The organism is Streptomyces sp. NPDC004539 (genome assembly GCF_040610055.1).
In the GTDB taxonomy this organism is placed as follows: domain Bacteria; phylum Actinomycetota; class Actinomycetes; order Streptomycetales; family Streptomycetaceae; genus Streptomyces.
Window position 1 is genome coordinate 443,607 of record NZ_JBEXLS010000003.1, and the last position, 18,438, is coordinate 462,044.

9 protein-coding genes are annotated in these 18,438 nt (G+C 73.2%); 3 read left to right on the forward strand and 6 right to left on the reverse strand.

Translation table 11 applies throughout. The features are described 5' to 3' along the window. The first annotated feature begins 25 nt into the window (after positions 1–25). From ABZX85_RS08485 to ABZX85_RS08495, 3 genes are all read left to right on the forward strand, one after another. A complete protein-coding gene (locus ABZX85_RS08485; RefSeq protein WP_355864175.1) occupies positions 26–1,228 on the forward strand; it encodes a PrpF domain-containing protein in 1,203 nt (400 codons plus the stop codon). Positions 1,229–1,264: 36 nt separating this feature from the next. Beyond that, the gene (locus ABZX85_RS08490) at positions 1,265–2,218 is read left to right on the forward strand and encodes a VOC family protein (RefSeq protein WP_355863780.1); all 954 of its coding nucleotides are present in this window, start codon (positions 1,265–1,267) and stop codon (positions 2,216–2,218) included. A gap of 91 nt (positions 2,219–2,309) precedes the next feature. Continuing rightward, positions 2,310–3,638 (forward strand): aromatic acid/H+ symport family MFS transporter, encoded by a 1,329-nt coding sequence (locus tag ABZX85_RS08495; protein ID WP_355863782.1) that lies wholly within the window; start codon positions 2,310–2,312, stop codon positions 3,636–3,638. A 24-nt stretch (positions 3,639–3,662) separates the two neighbouring features. Here ABZX85_RS08495 and ABZX85_RS08500 read toward each other — a convergent pair whose 3' ends face one another. The 6 genes from ABZX85_RS08500 to ABZX85_RS08525 form a co-directional block, all read right to left on the reverse strand. Then, positions 3,663–4,733 (reverse strand): class I SAM-dependent methyltransferase, encoded by a 1,071-nt coding sequence (locus ABZX85_RS08500; RefSeq protein ID WP_355863784.1) that lies wholly within the window; start codon positions 4,731–4,733, stop codon positions 3,663–3,665. Further along, the gene (locus ABZX85_RS08505) at positions 4,730–5,992 is read right to left on the reverse strand and encodes a glycosyltransferase (protein ID WP_355863786.1); all 1,263 of its coding nucleotides are present in this window, start codon (positions 5,990–5,992) and stop codon (positions 4,730–4,732) included. Before ABZX85_RS08505 ends, ABZX85_RS08500 begins: the two co-directional genes overlap by 4 nt. Then, positions 5,989–6,792 carry an alpha/beta hydrolase gene (locus ABZX85_RS08510; protein ID WP_355864176.1) on the reverse strand — a complete coding sequence of 268 codons (804 nt, stop codon included), beginning with the start codon at positions 6,790–6,792 and terminating at the stop codon, positions 5,989–5,991. Before ABZX85_RS08510 ends, ABZX85_RS08505 begins: the two co-directional genes overlap by 4 nt. A 9-nt stretch (positions 6,793–6,801) precedes the next feature. Next, positions 6,802–7,095: a phosphopantetheine-binding protein gene (locus ABZX85_RS08515; protein WP_355863788.1), complete on the reverse strand. Its 294-nt coding sequence runs from the start codon at positions 7,093–7,095 to the stop codon at positions 6,802–6,804. Continuing rightward, the gene (locus ABZX85_RS08520; RefSeq protein ID WP_355864178.1) at positions 7,092–11,600 is read right to left on the reverse strand and encodes a beta-ketoacyl synthase N-terminal-like domain-containing protein; all 4,509 of its coding nucleotides are present in this window, start codon (positions 11,598–11,600) and stop codon (positions 7,092–7,094) included. Before ABZX85_RS08520 ends, ABZX85_RS08515 begins: the two co-directional genes overlap by 4 nt. 70 nt (positions 11,601–11,670) lie before the next feature. Then, the gene (locus tag ABZX85_RS08525; protein WP_355863790.1) at positions 11,671–18,342 is read right to left on the reverse strand and encodes an SDR family oxidoreductase; all 6,672 of its coding nucleotides are present in this window, start codon (positions 18,340–18,342) and stop codon (positions 11,671–11,673) included. Between the last annotated feature and the right edge of the window lie 96 nt (positions 18,343–18,438).

Here is an 18,438-nt window from a genome sequence, read left to right on the forward strand (position 1 = left end):
CGCCGGCTCCGACGGGGTGCGCTGCATGCTGATGCGGGGCGGCACCTCCAAGGGGGCCTACTTCCTCGCCGCCGACCTCCCCGCCGAACCCGCCCTGCGCGACGCCCTGTTGCTGCGGATCATGGGCGGGCCCGACCCTCACCAGATCGACGGCGTCGGCGGCGGACATCCCCTCACCAGCAAGGTCGCGGTGGTGTCCCCGTCCACCCGACCGGACTCCGACATCGACTACCTCTTCCTCCAAGTCGCCGTGGACCGAGCCGAGGTGAGCGACCGTCAGAATTGCGGCAACATCCTCGCCGGCGTCGGCGCGTTCGCCGTCGAACGGGGGCTCGTCACGGCCGGGGACCCGGAGACCGCCGTCCGCGTCCGGATGGTCAACTCCGGTGATCTCGCGGCCGTTTCCTTTCCCACACCCGGAGGCCGGGTGCGGTACGACGGGGACGTCACCATCGCGGGAGTGCCGGGGAGCGCGGCGCCCGTGCTGATCGAATTCCCGCCCGGGGCAGGGCCGTTGCTGCCGACCGGGCGAGTGCGGGACGTCGTCGACGGGGCGCCGGTGACCTGTGTCGACAACGGGATGCCGACCGTACTCGTCGCCGCCGCCTCGCTCGGGGTCAGCGGCTACGAGTCACCGGAGGAACTGGAGGGGGACACCGCACTCGCCGGCCGGATTCGCGCGATCCGGCTCGCCGCGGGGCGGCTGATGGGGCTCGGGGACGTGTCCGCGGCGACCGTGCCCAAGGTGACACTGCTGTCGCCGGCTCGGTTCGGGGGGACGGTGAGCACGCGGACGTTCCTGCCGGTGAGGTGTCATACATCGATCGGGGTGCTGGGGGCGGCGAGTGTGGCGGTGGGGGTGGGGCTGGTGGGGGGTGTGGGGGAGGGGGTGACGGCGGAGAGGGTGACGGCAGAGGCGGCGGAGGGGGTGACGCTGGAGGCGGCGGAGGCAGTGGTACATCACACAGCACCGGACGGCCCAGCGGTACGTGATACATCACGCACCGGCGCTCCCGGCGCTCCCGGCGCTCCCGGCGCTCCCGCCGCCTCTCCCAGATCAGCTCCCCCCACCCCCACCCGTCTCCGCATCGAGCACCCCGCCGGCCACCTCGACATGGAGACCACCCTCGGCACCACCCCCGAAGGGCTCCTCACCGCGCGTCGCACCGCCGTGATCCGCACGGCGCGCAAGATCTTCGACGGGACCGTGTTCCCCGCCCCCGCCTGACCTCCCCACCTCCTCTCCCTCCCCAAGGACCCCCTGATGACTCCGCCACTCGGCGACATCGCCCACCTCGGCCACGCCCAGCTCCACACTCCGGACCTGGCCGCCAGCGTCGCCTTCTGCACCGACTACCTGGGACTCACCGTCAACGCGGAGACCGCTGACACTGTCTACCTGCGCGCCTTCGACGACTACGAGCACCACAGCCTCGTCCTCACCGCCCGCGACCGCCCCGGCCTCGGCCGCGTCGCGCTGCGCACCTCCAGCGAGGCGGCCCTGCACCGCCGGGTCGCCGCGATCGAGGCGGCGGGCGGCACCGGGAAGTGGGTCGAGGACGAACCCGGCCTCGGCCCCCTCTACGTCACCACCGACCCCGACGGCCACGAACACGCCCTGTACTGGGAGTCCGAGCACTACCGGGCGCCCGAGGAACTCCGCCCCGCGCTGAAGAACCAGCCCCAGGCCAAGCCCAACCGGGGCGTCGGTGTCCGCCGCCTCGACCACGTCAACTTCCTCGCCGTGGACGTCCTGGCGAACGCCGAGTTCCAGGAGAACGTCCTCGGCGCCCGCCCCACCGAACAGATCAGGCTCGACTCCGGCGGGATCGCGGCCCGCTGGCTGACGTACACGAACAAGTCCTACGACGTCGTCTACACCTCCGACTGGACGGGCACGCCCGGCCGGCTGCACCACATCGCGTTCGCCACCGACACCCGCGAGGACATCCTGAGGGCGGCCGATCTCGCCGTCGACACAGGGGTGTTCATCGAGACGGGCCCCCACAAGCACGCCATCCAGCAGACGTTCTTCCTCTACGTCTACGAACCCGGCGGCAACCGCGTCGAGTTGTGCAACCCCCTCACCCGACTCGTGCTCGCCCCCGACTGGCCGCTCGTGACGTGGACGGAGGCGGAGCGGGCCAAGGGGCAGGCGTGGGGGCTGAAGACGATCGAGTCGTTCCACACGCACGGGACACCACCGGTCGCCCCTTGATTGTCGATGAGATTGTTGACAAAAATGTTGACGTCTAATCCCGGGCTCCCTACCGTCATGCGCACCGTCCCCGCCCGAGAGGAAAACAGCGATGTCCTCCTCGCACTCCCCCTCGACCTCGATCGCCCCGCCGACAGGCCGGCTCGCCCTGCTGGTCGTCGGCCTGTGCTGGCTCGCCGTCCTCTTCGACGGGCTCGACATGTTCGTCTACGGCTCGGTGCTGCCCCACCTGCTGGCCACCAAGACCTTCGGCCTCACCCCGGACCAGGCCGGTGACCTGGGCAGTTACGCCACGCTCGGCATGCTCGTCGGCGCCCTCGCCGCAGGCACGGTCGCCGACCGGACCGGCCGCAAGAACCTGATGGTGGGCTGCGTGGCGCTGTTCTCCCTGGCGTCCGCGCTATGTGCTGCATCACACAGCATCGAGGTGTTCGGCCTCGGCCGCGTCCTCGCCGGGATCGGACTCGGCGGCCTGCTCCCGACCGCGATCAGCATGGTCTCCGACTACGCGGGCCGCGGCCGGGCCGCCCTGACGATCGGCGTCCTCATGACGGCCCACCACACGGGCGGAATCCTCTCCGCGTACGTCGCCAAGTGGCTGGTGGAACCGGTGGGTTGGCGGGCCGCGTTCTGGGTCTGCGTGCTGCCGCTGCTGTTCGCGCCGGTCCTCGCCAAGTTCCTGCCGGAGTCGCTGAGTTTCCTCGTCGCGAAGGGCCGCACCGACGAGGCGCGCGCCCTCGCCGACCGGCACCGCGTCGAACTCCCGCAGACGGAGGAGAAGCGGACGCCGGCCGACCGCTGGGACGCGCTGCTGCACCTCTTCCGCGCCGGTGCCTGGCTCCAGACCCTCCTGTACTGGCTGGCCTCCTTCGGCGGCCTCCTCCTCGTGTACGGCGTCGCCACCTGGCTCCCCACCCTGATGCGCACCGAGGGCTACGCCCTGTCCGACGCCCTCACCTTCGTCGTGGTCTTCAACCTCGGCGGCATCGCCGGCATGCTCCTCGCGGGCCGCGCCGCCGACCGCTTCGGCGCCCCGCGCATCTCCGCCCTCTGGTTCGCGCTCACCGCCGTCGGCGTCCACCTCTTCGGCGTCCACATGCCGACCGCGCTCACCATGCTCGTCGTCTTCCTCACCGGCGTCTTCCTCAACAGCGCCCAGGTGATGGTCTACGCGACCGTCTCCCTGCGCTCCGCCCCCGAGCACCGCGCCACCGCCGTCGGCTGGACCTCGGGCATCGGACGCTTCGGCGCGGTCTTCGGCCCCTGGCTGGGCGGCCGGCTGCTGTCCTCGGGCCACGGCGACTGGGGCTTCACCGCGTTCGCGATCGCCGGACTCTGGTCCATGCTGTTCATCGGTACGGCGGCCCTGCGCGGCGCGTCCCGAGAGGGCGGGCTGGGCCGGCCGGCCGAGGCCCGCTGACCCACCCGGCACACCCCGCCGACGTCAGTCCCTGCGGGCGACCACCCGGTACGCGTTGCACATCCGCCCCCGCCGCGCGAACGGCCGTACGGCGATCCGGTCGAGCACCGTCGCCACCAGCAGCGCCGGAATTCCCGCCACGAACACGGCAGTTCGCACCGCCCGCCGCAGCCGGCCCGGCGGACGGGCGAGCCAGGGAGTGTTCTCGGCCGGTGATATATGACCCAGCACCAGCCATGCGGCGGCCACCAGGTCGATCACCTCGTGGGCTTCGGCGTGCTCCTCGGCCACCACGGTGAACCCGAGCGCGCCGAGCCGCTCCCGCAGATTGGCCACCGGAACGAAATGCAGGTGCTGCGGCTGGAGCCAGGGCAGCCACCACCGCCCCAGCAGCCGGGAGAGGCGGCTCTCGGCATCCGGCACCTCGATCAGCAGGTGTCCCCCGGCCCGCACCACCTCCTGGGCGGCCCGTAGCTCCCGGTCCGGATCGGCGCTGTGCTCCAGGTAGTGGAACATGCTCACCACGTCGTACCGGCCGGCGAGTTCGGGAGCGAGCGCGGGGAAACTCCCCCGGTAACCGCGTTCTACGCGTTTCTCCCGTTCGGCGATCTCCGCGCCGTCGGTGAAGTCCAGCCCGTCGAAGACGGTGTCCGGTAATACATCACGCACCGCCGCGCAGAAGTGCCCCTGTCCGGTCCCCACGTCCAGCCACCGCTTCGGCGCCGCGTCGTGCGCGGCCATCGTCCGGGCCCGCCCCAGGTACGACGAGTTCCGCCCTTCGAAGAGATCCCCGAGCTGCTTCTCCCCGAGCCCGTCGTAGAAGTCCCGGTAGTAGAACTCCAGACCCTCGGCGGTGAGTTGGGGGTTCTGGAAGATGTGCCCGCAGGTCTCGCACCGGTCGAGGACGAACCGTCCCGGCTTGTGCTGGAGCAGATCCGTGGTGCGCAGCCGGGTCCGCAGCGACTCGCCGCCGCACCAGGGGCAGTCGGTGCGGCGCGGCGCGAAGTACCGCTCCACCCCGTCCGCCAGATCCTTCTGATACCCCGGCCGGAGCGCGGCGATCCGCTGCTCCCGCTCGGCCTTCGCGTCACTCACGAACGACTCCTCTCGGCAAGCTGTTCGAGATGGACGGCGGCGGCGTCCGCACCCCCGGCCGCCCGGAACGCCGCACCGACCCGCGCCGCCTCGGCCCGGTACGACGGTTCGTCGAGCACGGCGTCCAGCGCCGCCCCCACCTGCTGCGCCCCGGCCCGCCCGAACCGCACCCGCACCCCGGCCCCCGCGGTCACGACCTGCCCGGCGATCAGCGGCTGATCGTCCCTGATCGGCGCGACGACCAGCGGCACGCCGTACCAGAGCGCCTCGCAGACGGTGTTGTGTCCCGCATGACATACCACCGCGTCGAGACCCTTGGCCAAGAGCGCGATCTGCGGCACGGACGCCACGACCAGCACGTTCTCGTCGGCGCCGCCGCCCAGTACCCCGCCGGGGTCGACCAGCACCGCCTGGAGCCGGCCCGCCCGCGCCCGCACCGCGTCCCGGCACACGGTGAGGAACCGTTCCCCCGCGTCGGCGTTCGCGGTGCCGAGGCTGACGAGGACCGTCGCGCGGTCCGGGTCGAGCCACTCCCACGGGAACCCCTCACCGTCGGGCCGGCCGGTCACCGACGGGCCCACCCAGCGCACCGCCTCGACCTCCCCGACGAGTTCGGGCGTGCTGAACCCGATGACCAGATGCGGCGAGAACCGGGGATCGGCGGTCCCGGACACGTCCCCGACGGCCCGTCGCAGCCCGGCCAGCCGTGCCCCGATCCACTCCTGTACCTTCGGCAGCCCCGCCAGCGGGTCCATGAACTCCGCCGAGGTGGTTGCCGACGTCGCCCACGGCACCCCCGCCCGCTCCGCGACCAGCGCCCCCGCGAACGCCTGCTGGTCGGAGACCACGACATCCGGCCGGAACACCTCCACGGCCCGCCGCACCCCCGGCGCCATCGCCTCCGCCAGCGGCAGCAGAAACCGCTCCCACAAGAACTTCAGCGCCTCGGGGCCACGGAGTTCGGGCGGGCGGTGGGAGGAGGTGACGGTGCCGTGCATGATGCGTGACATATCGGTCTCGGCGCTGGTGGTGTGTGATGTACCACCACCGCCGCCGCTGGCCACGCTTTCGGCCTCGCCCCCGCCCTCCACCTCACACCCGAACACCACAGCATCCGCCCCCGCCAGCCTTCGCACCAGCTCCCGGTCCGGGCACACCCACGCCACCCGGTGTCCTCGGGCGGCGAGACGGGCGGCGACGCCTACGACGGGGTTGATGTGGCCGGTGAGGGGCGGGACGACGAAGAGGAAACCGCTCACCGGGACGTCACCGCCGCGCAGGTCTCGGTGACGAGGGCCTGGACGTGGTCGCCGACCGTGGCGGGTGCCTCGACCAGGATCGAGTGCTCGTGGCCGGGAAGGATCACCGTCCGGCAGTCGGGGAGCAATTCGGCCAGCCGGGGCGCGAGTTCGACGACGTCCGAGTCCCCTCCGTAGAGGGCGAGGACCGGACAGGAGACGGACCCGATCTGATGGTCCGTCAACGTCCCGCTGGCCGGTATGTCCTGGCCGAGGGAGGTCTCGCGGGCCAGCCGGGCGGCGCCCCGTGCGAGGCGGGCCATGTTGTGGCCGCGGTGGGCGGCGATCCAGGTGATCGTGTCGGACTCGTTGTGCGCCAACTCGTGCACGACCCGCCCGAGGATGCGGCGGAGCTTCGACGCCCAGGCGGGCGTGGCCGGTTCGGACTCGATCAGGGAGAGGCTCGCGACCTGCCCGGGATGCCGCACGGCGTACCCGAACGCGATCGTCCCGCCGTAGGAGTTGCCGACCAGATGGACCGGGCCGGTCACCTTCAGCCGTCCCAACAGGGCTTCCAGATCGGCGATGTTGTGGTCGAGGGTGTAGCCGTCGGGCGGCCGGTCGCTGCGGCCGTGGCCCCGCAGGTCGTACATGATCACGTCGAACCCGGCCGCCGCGAACGAGGGCGCCACGGTGAAGTAGTAGCTCGCGAGGCTGTCGGTGAGCAGCCCGTGGACGAGTACGACGGTGGCCCGCGAACTCCGGCTGCCCCGGGGCCCGATGCGCTGGACGTGCAACCGGAGCGCGCCGGTGTCGACCATCGACACGGGTCAGCCCTCCTCGGCCGCTTTGAGACCCAGCACGACGTACTCGACGAGCCGCCCGACGGTGAGCTCGATGATCTCCTCGAACTCCATCCCGGCCAGGAACTCGGCGAAGTTGACGCGTTCGCCGTACCGCTCCTGGAGGAGCCCGGCCAGGGTGACGAGGTCGATGCTCTCCAGCTCCAGATCCCGGTTGAAGGACGTCTCCATGCCTATCTCGGCGTCGTCGACGCCGTACTCGTCCTCCAGGAGGCGGGCGAGCATGCCGGACACGTCGGCGAGAACGGTTTCCTCGTTCATCGGGCGTCGTACTCCTCTTCGTTCGCGTGTCCCGTCGTCCAGGCCACGACGTACTCCCGCGCCGGCAGGCCCGGCGGGTTGGCGGCCGGTGCGCAGTGCACCGGGTAGGCGCGCTCCAGGCGGCCGGAGACGGTGAGGAGGTCGCCGTCCGGGGTGGCGTCGAGGACGGTGAACTCCCGTGGCCTGCCACCGAGTCCGGTGCCCTCGGCCTTGGCCACCGCCTCCTTCGCCGCCCAGAACCGGGTGAACCACAGGGCGCGGGAGCCCTCCAGCCGCTCCAGCAGGCGGAGTTCGTCCGGGCCGAGGGCTGCCGACTCCGTCTCCGGGGTACGCGCGGTGATCTCCTCGATGTCGATCCCCGGCCCCGGACCCGGCCGGTGCGGCCGGGCGATCGCGGCGCCCGCCTCCGCGCAGTGCGCCAACGACACGTCCAGCGCGGGCAGTTGACGGCCGTGCACGCCGACGACGTACGGCCGGCCGAGACCGTCGTTCTCGACGCGCAGCTCCGCCGGGAACACCGGACCCTCCCCGTGCTCCCACAGCCACCGCCGCACCGCGTCCTTCGCGGCGATCCGCCCCAGCAGCCACTGTCGCCGGCCACGCGGCGCGTGCTCGGCGTAGCGCGAACGCTCCACACCGCCCAGGGAGTTGCGCATGATGAGTTCGCGAGAGGCGAGGTCGGGCCACCGTTCGTGGACCAACGTCCAGCCACCCGGCCGGAGTTCGGACAGGGTGTGGCGTTCGGGGAAGCGTTCGACGGGGCGGGTGCGCGGGTCGTTGTCGAAGCGGCGGTCCTGCCAGCCGGAGATCTCCGCCCACACCTCGCCGCCCACGGTCAGCCGGACGTCCGCCTCCAGGAGGGCGTCCGTGAGCGCGGTGATCCGCACCAGGCAGGCGACTTGAGTGCCGGGCGCCGGGTGGGGGCCGTAGAAGCGGATCTCGCGGACGCCGACCGGGAAGACGACCGTGCGGTCGGTGCGGGTGGCCATGATCCAGTAGCCGAGGAGCTGGCCGACGTTGTCGAGGAGGGCGCCGGGGGCGGGCGGAGTGGTGATGACGCCCCGGACGTGGCGGTCGCCGATCGCGGTGAGTTCGGTGACCCCTTGGAACGCCGGGCCGTGGAACATCCAGCGTTCTTCGTAGAGTTGGGCCGCCGTGTGGTCCGGGACGCGCTCCTCGGCGGCAGGGATGCTGGTGGGAGCCGGGCGGGGGTGGGACGGGGCGAGTTCGACCGTCGCGCGGGCGCGGGGGCCGAAGGAGACCGCCAGGCGGTTCGTGGACTCGGGCGTCGTCGTGACCGGGACGTCCACGGCGGGGGTCGCGGTGAGCCACTCCTCGAAACGCGCGTCGTGGACGGCCACCGGGAGGAGTCCGGGGCGGGCCTCGGCGGCTGTGTCCATGATGTGCTGGACGATGGTGGTGGCGGGGACGACCGGCCAACGGTCGGCGATGTCCGGCCAGTTGGGGCGCTGCGGGAAGAAGCAGTGGTCCAGCAGGTAGGGCATGGTGTCGGGGGAGACGCGGACCGTGGTCCGTCGCGGGGTGGTGCGGGCCGCCATGAGGGCGGTCGCCGTGTCGGCCGTCTCCCGCAGGAGTGCGCTGAGTTCGGCGGCGATCGGCATGTGGTCCGCGAGCGCGTCCAGCGGGGCGGACGAGGTGCGCAGGACGGGACGCGCCTCGGGCGGGAGGGAGATCAGGGCGCCGCTCAAGTCGAGGCGGGTCGGCGGGTGTTGGGTGCGAGGGGAGTGGTTCGGGCCCGGCAGTGCCGGGGCCACCTCCGCGCCCGCTGTCCACAAGGCCGCCGCCACACGCCTGAGTTGGGGAAGTCCGTCGCGGTGCGGGGAGTTGGCGGCGACGGTGAGGTGGTCCTGGGCGCCGAGGGTGTCGTCCACGAGGGAGCCCAGGCGGCCGGGGCCGACCTGGACGAAGACGCGGTGGCCGGCGTCGTACAGGGCCTGGGTCAACTGCCGGAAGCGGACCGGCTCCAGGAGGTGGCGGATGAACAACGCCCTGACATGCGCCGGGTCTTCGGGGAACGGGGTCGCCGTCGTTCCCGACCAGAGGGGGATCGTCGGCGGGCGCAGCCGGAAGCGGTTCGCGGCCTGCGCGATGGGGGTCAGGTGGGGACGGAGCATCGGGGTGTGGAAGCCCGAACGGAACGGCAGGACCTGACTGATGACGCCTCGGGCACGGAAGGAGCGGACGAACTCCTCGACCGCCGCGTCCGGTCCGCACACCATCGACTGGCCGGGCGCGTTGTCGTGCGAGAGGACGACGTCACTGCGGCCCAACTCTGCCAACGCGTCCAGCACTTGTTCGGCGGGGGCGCCGATCGCGCCGAACGCCAGGCCCGGGACGGTCAGGGAAGCGGGGTCGAACTCGGCCATGAACGTGTCGACTTCGTCCCCGTCGTACAGCCCCGACGCGACCATCGCCGTCCACTCGCCGACGCTGTGCCCGGCGACGGCGTCCGGGACGATGCCGCTGCGGCGCAGGGCCGCGTCCAGGAGGCGGCCCACGGCGACGACGTCGAAGCCGTGCCGGCCCACGTCGTCCACCTCTTCACCGGGCGCGGGCAGGGCGGGGAGGTCGAAGTGGGCGGCGACGTCGTCGACATGGGGGGCGAAATCGGCTTCGAGGCCGGGGAACAGGAACGCCAGCTTTCCTGTAGCCAGCTTTCCCGAACCGGACTGTCCCGCGACCGGCTCTCCTGCACCCGGCTTTCCCGTACCTTGCTCGCCCGCCCCCGGATCTCCCTTGCCCAGCAGGGGAGTCGGCCGGAGCCACACGTCGCTCCGGCCGCTCCAGGGGCGGGACTTGGCCGCCGCGCGGCGGGCCAGGGCGAGGCGTTTCGCGGTGGGGCCGAAGACGGCCAGCCGGGCGGGGCCGGCCGTGGGATGGAGGCGGGTGGGGTCGAGGCCGGCGGCCCGGAGGGTGGTGTCGTCGGTGTCGAGGAGCGCGGCGAGGGCGGTGGGGGAATCGGCGGCGAAGAGGAGGATCTGCTCGCTCTCGACGACTCGCTCGACACCGGCCTGAGATAAGCGAGTTGACGACACGGGCTCTCGCGAAGACGCCGTCCCTAGCGAAGACACCGTCCCTGGTGAAGGCAGCGCCCCCCGCGAAGACACCACCCCTCGCCCCGGCCTCTGCTCCAGCACCACATGCGCGTTGATCCCCCCGAACCCGAACGCGTTCACCGCCGCCCGCCGCACCTCCCCCTCCCACGGCTCCGCCTTCTCCAGCGGCCTGAACCGGGTCCGCGCCAGCGCGGGATGCGGATCGTCGCAGTGCAACGTCGGCAGCAGCACACCGTGATGGACGGCCAGCGCAGCCTTCACCAACCCGGCGACCCCCGCGGCCGGCATCGCGTGCCCGATCATCGACTTCACCGACCCGATGACCGCGCCCCCGTCCTCCACCGGCCCACCGAACACCTCGGCCAGCGTGGCGAGTTCGGCCCCGTCACCGGCAGGCGTCGCCGTGCCGTGCGCCTCCAGGAGCCCCAGCGAACCGGACGCCGCGGGGTCGAGCCCGGCCGCCCGCCACGCCTGCCGGACCGCCCGCGCCTGGCCGCCGGGGTCCGGGTTGACCAGCCCCGACGCCCGCCCGTCGCTGGAGATGCCGGTGCCCCGGATCACCGCGTAGACCCGGTCGCCGTCCCGCTCCGCGTCCGCCAGCCGCTTGAGGACGACGACCCCGGTGCCCTCGCCGATCAGGATGCCGTCGGCGTCGCGGTGGAAGGGCCGGATGCGCTCGGTGGGGGAGAGCGCCCGCAGTTGGGAGAAGACACTCCACAACGTGATGTCGTGACAGTGGTGGACGCCCCCGGCGAGCATCAAGTCACAGCGCCCCGAGGCCAGTTCACCCACCGCCTGGTCCACCGCGACGAGCGACGAGGCGCAGGCTGCGTCCACGGTGTAGGCGGGCCCGCGCAGGTCCAGCCGGCTCGCGACCCGGGACGCGGCGAGGTTCGGCACCAGCCCGATCGCCGCCTCGGGGCTGTCGGGCCCGAGCCGCTCGGTGAACGCCTCCCGCACCCGCTCCAGTTGTCCACCGGACAGCTCCGGCAGCAACTCGCCCAGCGTGCGCACGAGTTGACCGGCGGTCCGGACCCGTTGATCGAGCCGGACCAGCCCGGGGGTGAGGTATCCGCCCCGGCCGAGGACGACCCCGACCCGCTGCCGGTCGGGCAGCCGCCCGGTCCCGCCCGCGTCCTCCAGCGCCGCCGCCGCGACGTGCAGCGCGATCAACTGGTCCGGTTCCGTGCCGCCCACCGACGCCGGCATGATCCCGAACCGGGTCACCTCGACCTCGGCGAGCCCGTCCACGAACCCGCCGCGCCGGCAGTACACCCGGTCGGCGACGGCCGGTTCGGCGGCGGTGCCGGGACGGTAGTAGTCGGCGTCCCAGCGCCCGGCGGGCACGGCGCCGATCGCGTCGACGCCGTCACGGAGGTTGCGCCAGTAGGTGTCGAGGTCGGGCGCGCCGGGGAACAGGACGGACATCCCCACGATGGCCACCGGGAGTTGACGGTCCGTCAAGCGGGCCTCCTCGGGACCTCTGTCAGCCACCCCGTCACCAGCCCGAGGCCGTGTGCACGACCGCCGTCAACGACGGATCGCCCCACGCCAACTCCCGCAGCAGCGCGGCCGTCCCCTCCTCCGGGTCGATCAGCTCGACCCCGCGCCGCGCGTACTCCCGCGCCAACTCCGGCCCCACCATGCCCCCGTGGGAGGCGTCGGGCGCCCATGGCCCCCAGTGCACGGTCAGCGCCCGCCACCCCGTCCGCGCAGCCCAGGCCGCCCCCAGCGCCTCCAACGCGTCGTTGGCGGCGGCGTAGTCAGCCTGCCCCCGGTTGCCGAGGACCGCCGAGATGCTGCCGAACAGCACGGTGAACGACGGCCCGCCCGGCAGCTCCTCCAGCGCCGTCAGCAGGGCGTGCGCGCCGGACGCCTTCGTCCCGTACACCCGCCGGAACGACTCGGCGCTCTTCTCCGCGATCAGCCGGTCCTCGATCACCCCGGCCGCGTACACCACACCGTCCAGCCGCCCGTGCTCGGCGTGGATCTCCTTCACCGCCTGCAACACGGCGTCGGACTCCCGGAAATCGACGCTGCGATACCGCACGGCGCTGCCCAGCGCGGTGAGTTCGGCGAGCGTCGCCCTGATCTCCCGCTGGGCGAGCAGCAGTTCGGCCTCCCGATTGATCTCGGCAAGGCCGCCACCACCCCGCCCGGCCAGTACGGCACGCAGCTCGGCCGGGGTGCGCGCGCCTGCCGTCGCCGCATCCTCGGGGCCGTCCGGCGCGGGCGTACGGCCCAGCAGTTCGAGACGGCACCGCGAGGCGCGCGCCAGCGTCACGGCGCACTGCGCGGCGATCCCCCGCGCCCCGCCCGCCAGCAGGACGACGGCGTCCTGGTCGAGCCCCAGCGCGGCGGCCTCCGCGATCCCGTCCCCGGCGGGCCCGGCCCCGGTGCTGCCCAGCGCCCCGAGCGGCGCCTCGACCAGCTCGAACCCGTGCCGCCCGACAGCCCTGCACAGCACGGCGGGTGACGGATCGTCAGCCAGTATCTCGGCGATCACCGCGTCGGCCACGTCCTCGTCGACGTCCACCACCCGTGCCACCGTCTCCGGGAACTCCCGCGCCACGCTCCGGAACAGCCCGCGCAGCCCGACTGCGTCCCCGTCCACCGGACGCACCGCCAGCAGCCATCCCGGCTCCCGCGCCAACGCGGCCTTGAGTACCGGGAACGCGTCCGGCAGCACCGGCACCCCGTCGGCCGCCCCGAGATACACCACCCCGTCGACCGGCCCGTCCGCCTCGCCCAGGAGATGCTCCATGTCCCGGACGGAGACCTCGGCGCCGTGCGACGTGAGCCGCTCGGAGATTCCGGCGCCGAACCCGTCGTCGCCGAGCAACACCCAGCGTGTGCCCGAGAGTCGGGACGGCGGACGGCTGCCCGTGTCGAGGAGGACCGGCTGGAGGAGGAGCCGTCGGGGCGCCCGGCCCGTGACCGTCTCCTCCGCGCGCACGGATTCCTCGGCGGTCGGGGGACCCGACAGGCGTGCGGTCAGCCAGTCGGTGACGGCGGCGGCCGTCCGCGCCTTCGTCAGCTCCTCCAACTCGTCGTCCGCGAGCGCCGCGAGGTCGGTGGCGCCGCCGAGTCTTCGGGCCAACTCCCCGGCGATCTCGGCCCGTTTGATGGAGTCGATGCTGAGGTCGGCCTCCAGATCGAGGTCCGGCTCGATCATGTCGACGGGATACCCGGTGCGTTCGCTGATGATGTCGAGGACGACCTGGCCGACGTCCACGACCTCCGGCGCCGGACCGGGCTCAGGCGCTACCTCAACCGGCTCGCTCTGTACGGCAGTTGCCTGAAGGACCGGCATCTGCACCGGTGGCGCCGACGGCCGTTCGCCGCCCCCTGCCCCGAAGTACGTGAGCAGCACGTCCCGTTGGGCCGCGATCATCTCCCGGCTCGTCCGCAGGAACTCGGCGATCAGGGCGTCCTGGCCCTGCGGGGGATTCGTCGTCACGTTCGCCTCCAAGGAGCCCTGGAAAACCGAAGAAACCGAAGAAACGGGGGAGACCGGGGAACCCGGAGAAGCCGGCACGGCCGACGAGACCAGCGTCTGCGCGACACGGCGGGCCGGTGCCAGCCCGCCGGGCAGGAACGCCCCGTCGGCGGTCCGCACGAGCTGCCCGTCCACCGTCCACCCGGGCCGCTTCGGCGCCGGCGTCCGCACCGCGTCCACCGCGCCCCGCCCCCGCAGCAGCCACCCGGCCCGCACCGGCACCCCGGCCAGGGCGAGTCGGGCCAGTGCTTCCAGCCAGCCGCGCAGTCCGCTGCCGGGGCGCGGTTCGCAGGCGACCGTCCGGTGCGGCCTGTCCCCGAGCACCTTCCCGACCAGTCGCGTCAGCACCGACCCCGGCCCGGCCTCGACGAAGACGCGCGCGCCGGCGTCGTACATGGCCTCGATCTGGTCGGCGAAACGGACGGGGGAGCCGATCTGGGCGGCGAGTTCGGTGCGGACGGAGTCGGGGGTGTAGGGGGCCGCCGTCCGGTTGGCCCAGACGGGGAACTCGGGCTCGTGGAAGGTGTGTTGGGCGAGGGTTGTGGCGAAGCGGGGGCCTGCTTCGGCGACGAGCGGGCTGTGGAAGGCGCAGGCGACCGGGATGCGGCGGGCGGTGAGGCCGGCCGCGCGCAGGAGGCGTACGGCTTCGGCGACCGAGTCCGTCGGGCCCGAAACGACGGTCTGTTCCGGGGAGTTGAGGTTGGCGATCACCACAGCCGGGTCGCCGGTGTCAGCGAGGACGCGTCCGACGGACTCCGCGTCCGCCGACACCGCAGCCATCGTGCCCGGCTCGTCGCCGGCGGCGGCCAGGATCGCGGACGCCCGTTCCTCGCTCAACTCCAGCAGTGCCTCGGGGGAGATGACCCCGGCGGCGCACAGGGCGACCAGTTCGCCGTAGCTGTGCCCGGCCGCCATGTCGGGGTGGACCCCGGCGGCCGTGAGGACCGTGTACGCCGCCAACCCGGCGATGCCCAGAGCCGGTTGGGCGACCCGGGTGTCGGTCAGGGCGGCGTTCTGACGCTCGCGGGCGGCCTCGTCGAAGGCGGCCGGCGGATACATCGTCGGGGTGTGGGCGCGGCCCAGCTCCAGGTAGTACCGCAGCTCGGGGAAGGCGATGAAGAGGTCCGCGAGCATGCCCGGCCGCTGACTGCCCTGGCCGGGGAAGAGGAACGCCACCTTGCCGCCGGTCTCCCCGTCGACACCGCCCTCCCTGTCGGCCGGCTCCCGCTCCCGCACCCGCCTCAACTCCCGCACCAGCTCCCCGACATCGGACGCCACCACCGCGAACCGCACCGGCTCATGGCTCGCGTCCGCCCGCCGGGCCGCGCTCAGCGCGAGATCCCGCAGCCGCCACGCCTGCTGCCCCGGCGCCTCGGCGGCCTTGAGCAGCTCCTCGACACCCCGCCGGGCGGAGGCCGCGTTCCGTCCCCGGAACAGGAACAGCTCGGCGGGCCACTCGTCGACACCGCGCACCCCTTCGTCGTGCGCGGCCAGCACCACATGGAAGTTGGTCCCGCCGAACCCGAACGCGCTCACTCCACCGATGCGTTGAGCCGGCTCGGCGGTCCACGGCCGGGCCTCGGAGTGGAACACGAAGGGGCTCTCCCCCTCCGTCCAGGCCGCGTTGGGCGCCTCCACGTGCAGGGTCGGCGGCCGGACGCCCGTGTACAGCGCCAGCGTCGTCTTGATCAGCCCCGCGAGACCGGCCGCGCACTTGGTATGCCCGATCTGCGACTTGACCGACCCGAGGGCACAACTCCCGGGCTCGGCACCGGAGGTGCGGAACACCTCGGACAGGATGGTCAGTTCGGTGCGGTCCCCGACGACCGTCCCCGTACCGTGCGCCTCGACGATCCCTACGTCCGCCGGAGACACCCCCGCGCTGCGGTACGCCCTTTCCAGCGCGGCCCGTTGACCCTCCGGGCGAGGTGCGGTGAGGCCCAGGGAACGGCCGTCGCTGGAGGAGCCGAGTCCCTTGATCACGCCGTAGACCCGGTCGCCGTCCCGTTCCGCGTCCGCCAGCCGTTTGAGGACGACGCAGGCGACACCCTCGCCGAGCGCGATGCCGTCGGCGGAGGAGTCGAAGGCGCGGGAGCGGCCGGTGGGGGAGAGGGCGTGGACGGAGGAGAACAGGGCGTAGTCGTTGATGCCGTTGTGCAGGTCCGCGCCACCGCACAGCACGACGTCGCTCGTCCCGGACAGCAGTTCCTTGCAGGCGACGTCCACCGCCGCCAGCGAGGACGCGCAGGCCGCGTCCACGGTGTAGTTGGCGCCGCCCAGGTCGAGGCGGTTGGCGATGCGGCCCGAGATGACGTTGGCGAGCATGCCGGGGAACGAGTCCTCGGTGAGGAGCGGGAGTTGACCCTCCAGGGCCGCGGGGACCTCACCGTAGTAGGCGGGCAGGACGGAGCGCAGCGTCGCCGCGTTCGACAGGTCGCTGCCCGCCTCCGCGCCGAACACCACCGAGGTGCGCGAGCGGTCGAACTCCCGTCCCCCGTCGCCGTATCCGGCGTCGTCCAGAGCGCGCCGGGCCGCCTCCAGGGACAGCAGCTGGACCGGCTCGACGCTGCCGAGGGAGGTGGGCGGGATGCCGTAGCGCAGCGGGTCGAAGGGGATCTCCGGCAGGAAGCCGCCCCACTTGGAGTCGGTGGACGTGCCGTGGTGGACGGCCGGGTCCCAGCGCTCCGGGGGGACTTCGGTGACCGCGTCGACGCCCGCGACGACGTTCGCCCAGAACGAGGGCAGGTCGGGGGAGCCGGCGAACATGCAGGCCATGCCGACGATCGCGACGTCCAGCGGCGCCGGTGCCGGCGGCTCGACCTCCTCGCGTGGAACGAGGCGCCCGGCCAGGAAGGCCGCCGCGCCGGTCGTCACCGACTCGTGCAGCGCGGCGATCGTCGTCGTACGGGAGCGCAGGACGGCGACCTCGCCGGCCATGAACATCCCCTCGGCGAGCTGCCGTTGCTCGTCCACCGAGGCGAGCGCCCCGTCCGTGTCGCGCTCCACGCCCTTGCTGGCGATGCGCAGCCGCCCCACGTTGAGCCGCTCCAGCTGCTCCCACACCTCGCGCTCGGGCAGCCCCCGGGCCCGCAGCCGGGCCGCCTCCTCCCGGTACCCGTCCGCGAACGGGCTCGGCACGCAACGGGTCGCGTGGCCCGGCGCCGACTCCAGCAGCGTCGTCGACCCGGCCGTCAACACCCGCTCCTGGAAAAGGGGTTGGATGGCCCCCTGGCTCACGGCCTCCTCAGTGAAGAGGTACGCCGTGCCCATCAGCACCCCGACCGCCGCGCCCCGGGCCGTCAACGGGGCGGCGAGCGCCGCGACCATCGCCGCCGACCGCTCGTCGTGCACGCCGCCCGCGAAGAACACCTCCACCCCGGAGACGTCCCCGAAGTCCGCCAGCACCCCCAACTGGGCTTCCCACAGCGGGAACGCGGCGCGCGGGCCGACGTGACCGCCGCACTCCGCGCCCTCGAAGACGAACCGCCGGGCACCCGCGTCGAGGAACTGCCGCAGCAGCTCGGGGGAGGGGACGTGCAGGAACGTTCGGATGCCCGCCTCCTCCAACGCCCTTGCCTGGGACGGGCGTCCACCCGCGATGATCGCGTGGGTCGGCCGGGACAGCCGTACCGCCTCCAGCTGCGCGGTGCGCAACTCCTCGGGTGCGAAGCCGAGTACGCCCACTCCCCACGGCCTGTCACCCACCGCCTCCCGGGCCTGCGCGAGCATCGCCCGCGACCGCTCGCCGTTCGCCAGGGCCAGCGCCAGGAACGGCAGCGCCCCGTCGTCCGCCACGGCCGCCGCGAACGCCGCCCGGTCGCTCACCCGCGTCATCGGCCCCTGCGCGACCGGCAGCCGGGTCCCCAGCGCCCGGCTCATCACCGAGTCCGGTCCCAGCGTCCGGACGAGGTCGGTGTCGCGTAACGCTGAGCCCACCGCGTCGGTCAACTCCCTTACCGTGCGCCGGACATCGCCCCATCGGTCGGCGAACCGGGCGGCGAGGAAACCGTCCTGGCCCACCGGGAGCCGTACGCCCCGGCGCTCGACGCAGCGGACGCCGTCCACGACCGCCGACTCGGAACCGTCCAGGGTGCGGACGACGGCGGCGAGCCGGTCGGGGAGCGACGACTCGGCGAGCAGGGCGAGTTGGGAGTCCAGGACGACCCCCGCGGCACCGCCCGCGACCGCCGCGGCGGCCGTACGGGGACCGATGCCGCCGCAGGCCCACACCGGGACGTCGACCTCGGCCAGGAGCTGCTGGAGGAGCACGAAGGTGCTCAACTCGCCTGTCCTGCCGCCCGATTCGGAGCCGCGCGCGATCAGCCCGTGCGCCCCGGCCCGCACCGCCGCCCGCGCGCCCGCCAGGTCGGTGACCTCGGCGAGGACCCGGTGCCGGGCGCCGACCTGCGGACTGTGGCCCTCGGCGAGGACGACCGTCAGCTTGCGGTCCGGGAGGTCCGCCGGAGTCAGCCGGCACCCGGGCCCGATCCGGACCCCGACGGGCGCCCGCCGCACCCGCTCCAGCGCCTCGCGGGCGCCCCGGCCGCCGTCACCGAGGTCGAGGACGCCGAGGGCGCCGGACCGGGCGAGCGCGAGGGCGAGCGTGGCGTCGGGCCCACCGAACGGGGTGATGCCGATGATCATGTCCTCGGGGCGCACAGCGGGCGTCATGTCTCTCCGTAATCACTGCGTCAAGGAGGAAACTGCACGGTGGGGGGTGCGGGGACAGCGGAAAAGGGCAGGGCCGGACAACGGCTTCCCAGGCCA